The following is an 8,500-nucleotide window of genomic DNA, read 5'->3' as shown; positions in this document are numbered from 1 at the left end:
GGCTCGGCCTCGACACCGCCGTCACGAAGGTCGCCGAGGCGGTGGCGAAGGAGGTCGTCGTCCCGGACGGATGGCAATGCTGCGCCTTCGCCGGCGACCGCGGCCTGCTCCACCCGGAACTGACCGCCTCCGCCACCCGTGCCGAGGCCGCCTCGGTGACCGAGGGCGGCTTCACCGCGCACGCGTCGGTCAACCGCACGTGCGAGATCGGCATGACCCGCGCCACCGGGAAGACCTACCACCACCTGCTCGAACTGCTCGACCAGGTGACCGGCGAGGACACGGGGACACCCGGGCTTCCCCGGCGATGACGCCCACGCTCGCCGCGCCCGCGGGCCGGACCCCGGGCGTCGGTTCCGCCTGGCGGGCGAGTATCGTCGCAGGCCGGACGGCACAGCCCAAAACGGACAGGAGTCGCCGATGACGTTCATGAGAGCCCGGGAGGTGCCGGGGCGGGTGGCCACGGGCGCGTACATCCTGCACTCCGGCGTGGAGAAGTGGAACGGCGACGACGATCAAGCCGCCGGCATTCACGGCATGGCCGTCGGCGCCTTCCCGTTCCTGAAGTCCGTTCCGCCTCGCCGGTTCCTCAAGCTGCTGTCGGCGGCCGAGATCACGACGGGCGTGGCGCTCCTGACGCCGTTCGTGCCGGCGGCGGTCGCCGGGGCCGCGCTCACCGGGTTCTCCAGCGGCCTGCTCGCGCTCTACCTGCGCACGCCCGCGCTGCACAAGCCCCGCAGCATCTGGCCGAGCCCGGCGGGCATCGGCGTCAGCAAGGACGTATGGATGCTGGGCGTCGGGCTCGGGCTGCTCGTCGACGCCGCGACCCGGCGGCGCGACGCCTGACGCGGCGTTCACCGCAAGGCGCTTCAGCGCCGCCGCAGCGCGCGCCAGAGGTGCCTTGCCAGGCTGAGGGGCTCGCCCTCCTCCGGCGCGGCGTCGTCGTCCGGGAGGTCGTACCAGTGAGTGTCGCCGGGGAACGGGTCCGGCTCCGCGCCGCCGGGCCGGTCCTCGGCCGCGGCGTCGGAGTCCGGCGCCGCGAACGGCGGGAACTGCTCGGAAACGGCCACTGGTGCGGTCCTCACCGTGAAGCGGGCGCGTCCCGCCCCCGGGGACGCCTGCGAGCACTTTACGGGTAGCTTCTGGGCGACTACCCCGGTTTGTCCTATGAAAGATCCGCCGGTCGGCTGTGGAGGATCCGGGCCAGCAGGGCGGTCATCTGCTCGCGCTCGGCGGGGCCGAGGCAGGCGAACCACTCCCGCTCCCTGCGGGTCTGCTCCGAAAAGGCCTCACGCACGGCCGCCTCGCCCGCCGCGGTCAGTGTGACGACCACCGCGCGGCCGTCCTCCGGCACGGGCCGGCGTTCGACCAGGCCGCCGCGTTCGAGGGTGTTGACGGCGTTGGTCACCGCGGACCGCGACATGGCGGAGATCTCGGCGAGCCGTACGGGCTGGGTGGGGCCGAGCAGCCAGAGCTTGAACATCAGCCGGAAACCGGGCAGCGTCAGGCCGCGCGGGCGGTGGATCCGGGTCTCCAGGTCGGTGACCAGCAGGTAGGCGAGCTGGAGCAGGTGATAGGCCAGCGCGAACGCCTCGGCGTCGGCCGGAGGCGGCATGGCCGCCAGGCGCTCGCGCGCGTACGCCGCGTACCGCAGGTCAGGCGGCACGTCCACGCCGAGATCCGGCCGGGTGTCGGGCTCGCTGTTCACCGGTCAAGTCTTGCGCAGCCGCAGGGGTGTCGTGAATATTGTTACGGCCATAACAACCTCTCGTTTCCCGGAGGCGCCCGTGCGCATCGTCATCGCCGGAGCGGGCATCGGCGGGCTGACCGCCGCGCTCAGCCTGCACGCGGCCGGGTTCGAGGACGTGACCGTGCACGAGGCCGCCCCCGAGATCCGGCCGCTGGGCGTCGGGATCAACCTCCTCCCCCATGCCGTACGGGAGCTGACCGAGCTGGGACTCGCCGACCGGCTGGCGGAGATCGGCGTCGCCACGGCCGAACTTGCCTACTTCAACCGCTACGGCACACCGATCTGGTCCGAGCCCCGAGGTCTGGCCGCGGGCTACGCCTGGCCGCAGTACTCCGTCCATCGCGGCAGGCTCCAGATGCTCCTACTGGAGGCGGTGGTGGACCGGCTGGGCCCGGACGCCGTACGAGCCGGCAGCCGGATCACCGGCCCCGGCAGCGAGGACCTGCTGATCGGCGCGGACGGGATCCACTCGGCCGTGCGCGCCCATCTGTACCCCGGCGAGGGCCCGCCGCCGTGGAACGGTCTCGTCCTGTGGCGGGGCGTCACCTACGGCGAGCCGTTCCTGACCGGGCGATCGATGATCATGGCGGGCGACGGCACGCAGAAGTTCGTCGCCTACCCGATCGAGACCGGCGACCGCACCCTGATCAACTGGATCGCGGAGCGGCCTCTGGACGGCGACGCCTCGGACCGGGGGAACTGGAACCGCCCGGCCGACCTGGCCGAGATCGGCAGGCACTTCGCCGGCTGGCACTTCGACTGGCTCGACGTGCCGGGGATCATCGCCGGAGCCGAGACCGCGTACGAGTACCCGATGGTGGACCGCGACCCGCTCCCGCGCTGGACCTTCGGCAACGTCACGTTGCTCGGCGACGCGGCGCACGCGATGTATCCGATCGGCTCCAACGGCGCCTCCCAGGCGATCATCGACGCCCGGGTGCTGGCGTACGCCCTCGCCCGGGGCGACCTGGCGGCGTACGAGGAGACGCGCCGCCCGGCCACGACGGCGCTGCAACTGTCGAACCGCGAGATGGGCCCGGAGATCGTCATGAAGCTCGCCCACGAACGCGCGCCCGGCGGGTTCGACGACATCGAACAGGTCATCCCCCACACCGAGCGGGCGGAGATCGCCGCCTCCTACAAGCGCACGGCCGGGTTCGACCCCGCCTCGCTCAACGAACGCCCGTCGTGGAGCGTCGATCGGAGTGCCGCCTCGTGAACCTGGAACCGCTCGCCACGTTTCGGGTGGATCTCGACCCCGTGCTCGACCTGGGTGACTCTCAGTGGGGCCACCGCCGTGTGGTCAACATCGTGGGCGGGACGTTCGACGGTCCCCGCCTGTCGGGCACCGTGCTGCCCGGCGGTGCCGACTGGCAGGTCGTCCACGCCGACGGCATGATCAGCATCGACACCCGCTACACGCTGCGCACGCACGACGGCGCGCATCTGTACATCACCACCAGTGGAGTCCGGCACGGCTCCCCCGCGGTGCTCGGCCGCCTCGCGCGGGGCGAGGACGTGGACCCGTCGGAGTACTACTTCCGGCTGTTCTGCCGCTTCGAGACCGGCGATGATCGATATCTCTGGCTCAACCGCACCCTCGCCGTGGCCTCGGCCGCCCGCGTGGCCGCCGCCGTACGCTACGACGCCTACGCCCTGACCTGAGGAGTCCCCATGCCGAAGCTCGACCGCCCCCCGCTCCCGGTCAGCGTCGAGCACGACGTCCCGATGCCGATGCGGGACGGCACCATCCTGCGCGGCTCCGTCCACCGGCCGGCCGACGGCGGCCCGTTCCCGGCGCTGCTCATGCGCACGCCGTACGGCGAGGACTCGTTCCGGATGGCCCCGGTGACACCCGCGCTGAGGGTCGGCTTCGCGGTGGTGCTGCAGCACTGCCGAGGACGCGGGAGCAGCGACGGCGAGTTCCGGCCGTGGGCGGACGAGGGCGCCGACGGCCACGACACGATCGCCTGGATCACCTCGCAGCCCTGGTCGAACGGCGAGGTCGTGATGAGCGGCATGTCCTACCTCGCCGGATGCGCACTGCAGGCGGCGGCGACGCGGCCGCCGGGGCTCAAGGCCGTGGTCGCCTCGATGACGCCGCACGATTTCCACGACGGTCTCAAATATCACGGCGGGGCGTTCGCGCTGGGGTCGGCTCTCAACTGGGGCGCCATGCAGTCGCTGCTGGGGTTGCTGCACGCCGCCGAGGCCGGCGAGGACGTCGGCGCGGGGTTCGCCGCGGTTCTTCCCGTCCTGGACGACCAGGACGGCGCGGCGCGCACCCTGCCGGTGGGCGACATTCCCGGCATTCCCTGGTGGCGCGACTGGACCTCGCATCCCGAGCGCGACGCGTACTGGGAGGAACTGGCCGAGACGCTGCGCCACGACCGCATCGAGGTGCCGGTCATGCACGTGGCGGGTTGGTTCGACCTGTTCCTCGGCGGGACGCTGGAGAACCACCGCCGCCTGGGCGGTCCTCTCGTCATCGGCCCCTGGTCCCACCTCGCGCCGGGCGCCGCGGGCACCGGGCGGCTGTTCTTCGGTGCCGCCGCCTCTGGACAGGCGATCGGGCTGGAACAGCGGCAGCTCGCGTTCCTGAAGGGCGAGGACACCGGCCCCGCCGTGAAGATCTTCGTGATGGGCGACGACGTCTGGCGCGACGAGGAGGCCTGGCCGCTGGAGCGCGCCGTCGAGACCGCCTACTACCTGCACGCGGACGGCCTGCTCTCCCCCGAGCCTCCCTCGGCGTACGAGCCGGCGACCTTCACCTTCGACCCGCGTGACCCGGTCCCGACGGTCGGCGGGCCGACCCTGCTGGCCGACCCCACCAACGTCGGCCCGCAGGACCAGCGCGACGTGGAGCGGCGGCCCGACGTGCTCTGCTACTCGACCGAGGTGCTCGCCTCCGACGTCGAGGTGACGGGCCCGGTGTCGGTGACCCTGCACGCGGAGACCTCCGCCGCCTCGACCGACTGGACCGCCAAACTTGTGGACGTGTATCCCGACGGCCGGGCGATGAGCGTGATCGACGGCATCGTCCGCGTTTCCGAGTCCTCAGGGACGTTCGCCGTCGACCTGGTCGCCACCAGCCAGGTCTTCAAGGCCGGTCACCGCATCCGCGTGGAGATCTCCAGCTCCAATTTCCCCCGTTTCGACCGCAACCCGGGGACCGGCCGTGCCGGGGCGACCGAGGCGGACCTGGTCGTCCAGCACCAGAAGGTCTTCCCCGACTCGTACATCACGCTGCCGATCGTCCCCCGCTGACGCGCACAGGCCGGGTCACCTGTCGCCGGATCGCCATCGCAGTGCTGGACGATCCGGCGGCCGCGTATCAGAGCTCGTCGTCCAGGAGGACGTCCGCGGAGTCGACCGTGGCGGCTGCTCGGAGCCAGGCGGTCAGCCGGTCGAGGTCGTGACACTTCCGGATCTTCTCGGAGATGTCCTCGGACACCTCGATGCCCCGGGCCGACAGAACAGTGAGGATCGCCTCGGCCTGTCCCTCCGCCTTGCCTTCCGCCTTACCCTCCGCCTTGCCCTCCGCCTTGCCCTTGGCGATGTTGTCGCGAGCCCAGTCACTCAGGTACTCGTAGGTCTCGGTCTTCAAGTGCTTCTCCAAGTGATCCCAGATCTCCCCGGGCAGCGCCGCGCGCACCATGTCAGCGTACATACCCGCCTGATCGCGGTCGAGATTGTGCAACGCCGTGAGCAGGGCTTCGAGGATCTCCGGGCCCTGCGGCGTGTCGGCATGATGGATCACCGACAGTACGGCGAGTTCGAGGTCCTCCGCCACCTGGCCGGGGTCGGTGATCACCGGAACCTCGGCGGGCCCGACGACGAGCGGGGTCAGCACCATACCGGGATGACCCAGTTCGATGGAGCGGGCGCACCAACGGGCGATCGCCGCGTCCGGCGCGACGACCAGGAGCATGACCGGGCATTTCAATCGGCTGCGCAGACTGCTGAGGTACAGGGGCCAGGACCAGAGCTTGTCGGAATCGCGGTCGCGCTGAACTTCCACGATCACAGCCAGGACGGGTTCGGGCTCATCGTCGGGGCTCTTACGACGGAAGGCTATGACCGAGTCGGCGCGACGTTCGGTAGGTGTGACCTCGGTGAGGTCGGCCGATTCGAGGCCCGCGTAGTCGTAGTCGGGCAGGTCGACCCTGAGGGAGCGAGTGAGCAGGTCGGCGGCGAGGTCGGGTCGCTCGCAGAACAGACGGACGAGCGCTTCGTGTTCGGCTAGTGCCACTGCGTGACCGTATCCGCCTCGACAGAGACGGCGAGGCTCTACGTCACTTACTGCAATTGATTCGTTACTTTGAGTTCGAGCAACCACGCAAGGGGATCGTCAGCCACCCGTCATGCCGCAGCGGCGGCGGAACGAGGTCGGAGACTGCTGCGGCCGGCGGTTCGCCGGGGCGGGTGAGGAGGGCTCGGAAGCTAAGTCGCCAGCAGGCCCATTACGGGCCTACCTGGAATTGAACCAGGTGAGAAGGAAGCCTCCGAATGGCCTCACCCGCCGGAGCGCAAGGAAGGCGGGAAAGCTAGATCCAGACCGGCGCCCGTACGGGCAGACCGGTTCCAAAAGAGGTGAGAAGGAAGCCCTCCCATGGCCTTGCGGTCAGCAAGATATCAGGCCGGGATCAACTCGTGCAGCGTGGCGGGCGTGTAGACCCGGGCCCCTTCCGGAAGGTCGGCGGGTGCCTCAAGCCCGATGTACGTGACCTGCCCGCCCGTCGAGGACGCGGAGGACTTGGTCCGTAGCAGGTCGACCAGGTAACCGACCCGGAGGTAGTCCCGCTCCACGATCGAGCGCACGAGCAGCGACGCGGTGACCCGGTTGCCCTCCACCTGGTTGAACGCCGGATAGCCCGACAGGTAAAGATGCAACCACTTCACCCGCCAGGCATCGTCGTCCCCCCGCAGGAAGACGAGCGGGAGCGCGATGCGGCCGGATCCACGCAGGTCGGACTTCATCCGCACGGTGCGCGGTTCGAACGGCCTGCCCTCCTGGGCGGCGTCCCTGGTCATGTAGCCGAAGAACGCCTCGGCCGCCTCGTCGAACCGCTCCCCGGCATAGATGTTGACCTGAGGGATGACGATCGGCTTGGTGGCGAGGGGCAGACGCACGTCGATGAACTCCGAGGCGCCGTCGGGGGCCTCGGTGAGATCGCCCGAGTAGGTCGCGAAGTCGTTGGTGTAGGACGTCCACGAGATGTGGGTCGGGTTGTCATAGGTGGAGTCGAGCATGAGCGCGGACAGGTCGTAGTCGGTGCGCCGCTCGCGCTGTCGCCAGTGCACGAAGAATCGGAGCAGCTCACCGTCCACGGGCGACAGCGAGCCGCGGGGCAGCATCCCGAGCCCGGGCGCGACCGCCTTACCCGACAGGGGCAGAGCCACGTCGAGTACGTCGGGGTCGGCGATCACCTCGCCGAGGTCGGGCAGGCGCCGGCCGATCTCCTCGTCCAGGATGGCGAGCGTCCGGTTGAGGGCTTCCTCGTCGAGCGGGGCGCGGGTGTCGGGTGTCGCCCACGCTCTGCCGTACCTGTTGGTGAAGACCCGGTTCACCGGGGCGAGCCGGTTCTGCAGGTGCTCCCTCAGGGAGAGCAGCACGCGACCGGAGGCGCGGGTGACGGACCTCTCCGCCGCCTCCAGCACGGCGGAGCCGCCACCCACGCGCAGCAGGTGGTCGAGGCGGCGCAGCAGCGCGCCGGGCGTGTGCTCCAGCAGCGAGACGGCCTCTTCGGTACGGCCACCGGCCAGCGCGGCCTCGACCCGGCCGCCGAAGCTCACCGCCTTGCGCACGCCTCTGGCCACGTCGAAGACCTGGGCCGCCCCGGGGAACTGCGGGTACTCGTGGGGGTGCAGCCGCTCACCGAGCCGCTTCCACTGCTCCCGGTGGCGTAGCACGTCCCCGTGCTTGGCGGCCGGGACGGTGTCCAGAGCGGCCAGCAGGATGCGGCGCTCGGCGCGGCGGAAGGAGCGCAGGCGCGTGGGGGTGGCCAGGGTGACGTCGCCGTCGGAGCAGAGCGCGGCCAGCCGGAGCACGTCTGTCACGGTGTCGACGAGCAGCGGCTGCCCGGCGGCCAGCCGTACTTCGTTGATGACGGCCCGGTTCTCGCGCACCGGGACGTGCTCGGGCTGGTCGTCGGTGCAGAAGGCGGCCAGCGCGCGCAGAGCGGCCAGGTCCTCGGCGGCGAGCGGGACCTCGGAGCCGGCCAGCGAGAGGTAGAGCTCTCGCGCTTCGTCCCGCAGGCTTCCGCCCAGCTCCAGCACGGTCACCCGGTCGCGGGCCAGGGGGACCAGCTCGGCGTGCGCGGCCAGCAGGTCGGCGTAGGTGTGCTGGTAGCCGCCGTAGCGCGGCAGGTCCAGCAGGTTGAGGATGCCCGGCTGGAGCCGGGCGGCGGCGACCGAATCGAGCATGGCCTCGCGCAACAGCCCCGCCCAGAACTCCAGGGTGTCCGGGACGTTCTTCGGGAAGTCGATGAAGTAGGCGTTGTGTTCGACGTGGTCGCCGACCAGCCGGCGGACCACGGCCAGGACGCGCACGCCGAGGTCGATCACCCGCTCACCGGGCAGCCGAGCCAGGCGGTCGAGCAGCGCCGGCGAGCACGTGAAGCCCACGCTGAGCAGCGCCGCGTCGAGCTGCCGGGCGGCCACCCCACCCCAACCGGGCGTGTCGTCCCCCGCGTCGTCGACGGGGACACGCAGACGCCGGGCGATGATGAGATCTTCCACGCAGGAACG

General features: G+C 70.9%; 9 protein-coding genes. 5 read left to right on the top strand and 4 right to left on the bottom strand.

The annotated features are described in order from the left end of the window. Both Msi02_RS34160 and Msi02_RS34155 read left to right on the top strand, forming a co-directional pair. Positions 1-311: (Fe-S)-binding protein (locus Msi02_RS34160; protein ID WP_204051983.1), on the top strand; the 311-nt coding region annotated here is incomplete at its 5' end. A gap of 109 nt (positions 312-420) precedes the next feature. Beyond that, entirely contained in the window at positions 421-846 is a 426-nt protein-coding gene (locus Msi02_RS34155) for a hypothetical protein (RefSeq protein WP_204051982.1), read from the top strand. A 23-nt stretch (positions 847-869) separates the two neighbouring features. On the opposite strand, the gene Msi02_RS34150 is transcribed toward Msi02_RS34155, so the two are convergent. Together Msi02_RS34150 and Msi02_RS34145 are read right to left on the bottom strand one after the other, a co-directional pair. Next, on the bottom strand, positions 870-1,070 hold the full coding sequence (locus tag Msi02_RS34150) for a hypothetical protein (protein WP_079320390.1): 201 nt from the start codon (positions 1,068-1,070) through the stop codon (positions 870-872). Positions 1,071-1,165: 95 nt separating this feature from the next. Continuing rightward, positions 1,166-1,708, bottom strand: coding sequence for a MarR family winged helix-turn-helix transcriptional regulator (locus Msi02_RS34145; protein ID WP_239108983.1), 543 nt, complete (start codon positions 1,706-1,708; stop codon positions 1,166-1,168). A gap of 79 nt (positions 1,709-1,787) precedes the next feature. On the opposite strand from Msi02_RS34145, the gene Msi02_RS34140 reads away from it, so the two are divergent. Genes Msi02_RS34140 through Msi02_RS34130 form a run of 3 tightly spaced genes read left to right on the top strand, consistent with a single transcriptional unit; the run spans position 1,788 to position 5,017 of the window. Then, a complete protein-coding gene (locus Msi02_RS34140; RefSeq protein WP_204051981.1) occupies positions 1,788-2,969 on the top strand; it encodes a flavin-dependent oxidoreductase in 1,182 nt (393 codons plus the stop codon). Then, positions 2,966-3,415, top strand: a complete 450-nt coding sequence (locus Msi02_RS34135; protein WP_239108982.1) for a DUF3237 domain-containing protein — start codon at positions 2,966-2,968, stop codon at positions 3,413-3,415. The genes Msi02_RS34140 and Msi02_RS34135 overlap by 4 nt, the downstream gene beginning before the upstream one ends. A 9-nt stretch (positions 3,416-3,424) precedes the next feature. After that, positions 3,425-5,017 (top strand): CocE/NonD family hydrolase, encoded by a 1,593-nt coding sequence (locus Msi02_RS34130; protein ID WP_204051979.1) that lies wholly within the window; start codon positions 3,425-3,427, stop codon positions 5,015-5,017. Positions 5,018-5,084: 67 nt separating this feature from the next. Here Msi02_RS34130 and Msi02_RS34125 read toward each other — a convergent pair whose 3' ends face one another. Next, positions 5,085-6,089 carry a hypothetical protein gene (locus Msi02_RS34125; protein WP_204051978.1) on the bottom strand — a complete coding sequence of 335 codons (1,005 nt, stop codon included), beginning with the start codon at positions 6,087-6,089 and terminating at the stop codon, positions 5,085-5,087. A 296-nt stretch (positions 6,090-6,385) separates the two neighbouring features. Further along, positions 6,386-8,491, bottom strand: coding sequence for a TerD family protein (locus tag Msi02_RS34120; RefSeq protein WP_204051977.1), 2,106 nt, complete (start codon positions 8,489-8,491; stop codon positions 6,386-6,388). Positions 8,492-8,500 lie beyond the last annotated feature (9 nt).

The organism is Microbispora siamensis (assembly GCF_016863095.1).
Lineage (GTDB): Bacteria > Actinomycetota > Actinomycetes > Streptosporangiales > Streptosporangiaceae > Microbispora > Microbispora siamensis.
The sequence above is the reverse complement of the archived record's forward strand: the minus strand, read 5'-3'. Positions and strand labels throughout refer to the sequence as shown.